At 39.6% G+C, this 1,357-nt stretch carries 1 protein-coding gene and 1 tRNA gene; both read right to left on the reverse strand.

Annotated features, from left to right (window positions below; translation table 11 throughout):
* A partial coding sequence (locus tag JF818_RS02075; protein WP_198890335.1) for a hypothetical protein occupies positions 1 to 838 on the reverse strand: 838 nt, incomplete at its 3' end.
* Between the two features lie 134 nt (positions 839 to 972).
* A tRNA-Val gene (locus JF818_RS02080) sits at positions 973 to 1,044 on the reverse strand.
* Positions 1,045 to 1,357: the final 313 nt, after the last annotated feature.

Genomic DNA, 1,357 nt, shown 5'->3' on the forward strand with positions numbered 1-1,357 from the left:
ATATGATACCGAATTGTTCATCAATCAAACGTATCTGTTCAGAAGTAAGTGCCCGAATTTCCCCTGATCTCATCCCAGTGTATGCTGCCAAAGCAGTTGCAAGATATGGCTTTAACCCAATTCTTACTAATCTAGGTCGCTCAACAAGAGTCTTATTTGGACCTCTAGTTTTCCATTGTTCAGTGACACCCACGGTCCCTTTTATGTACAAGTAATCGAGGATCTTTTGGATTTCAGAGACTGTATAGATCCCTCTTTGTTGATAGGTGTTTGCTATTACCTCAACACCATCCATTGGATTATGGGCCACCCATTTCTTCCTAGTCGCTTCTTTAAGTGGAACTGACATGCTTTGTACAACTCTTTTAATGGTTGCATTTGAAAGTCTTCCCTCATCCAATAGCGTATCAATCACTTTTTCAATATGGTTCGCCGTGACCTCATGCAAGTTGAGTCTAGATGGTAGATTTGGTTGAGCATGTTTCTTAAAACATCCCAGCATATTCATTGCATAGTCTTTTCCAATACTATTTGGCGACTTCTGGTTTCGTCTTCGTATATATTCAGATCTATCAAAATCCCAGAAATCGAGGACATAGTCAGCAAAGTTCTTTGTATCACGGTCGAGATTGATCAACCCATCAGCTATTGCTCGTTCAACTATAGCATATGCTTCTTTTTCTCTGGTGACAGGAAGTCTGCTACTGATGCCAATCTTTCTCCGCAACAGCTCTACACTTGTAGAAAGCAATATTTTCCTGGAATCATTCGGGTCAGTAAAATTGACATAGAAGTAACTGCGTTTGGCTTTTTTCCGCTTCGTGAGATAGTAGTTCATACTCTTTTCTACTCCATAAAACTCACTGTTCATATAGCCTCTGCATACCCCTTTACATACCCTTTTGGGTTTTTACGTCAATATTCACCGACAAAAAAAGCAACTAACTCTTTACGGTAGAGTTAATTGCCTAATGGGCGCGATTGGGTTTGAACCAACGACTTCTACCGTGTGAAGGTAGCACTCTCCCGCTGAGTTACGCGCCCGAATTACTCTGACTATAATACGGAAATAATCTCTTGCTGTCCAGTGGGTATTTGGGTTTTATGTGGGAGAGTAATGTAGATAATTTTTTATATATATACTATACTCATAGTATTCAAAAATAAATGAGGGAATTATAATGGAAACACTGGTAATTGGTAGCAGAGTCTCATCAGACGTGGATGGACTGAACTGCTTTCTCTTTGATGAACGAATGGGAATTATGACCTATCACTCAGGTTCAATGAAAATAGAACAACCAACATTCCAGTGTTTTGATACTGAGAGAAAAATTCTTTACAGCGTCAGTGAGAC

Source organism: Sphaerochaeta sp. S2, from assembly GCF_016406725.1.
In the GTDB taxonomy this organism is placed as follows: Bacteria; Spirochaetota; Spirochaetia; order Sphaerochaetales; family Sphaerochaetaceae; genus Sphaerochaeta.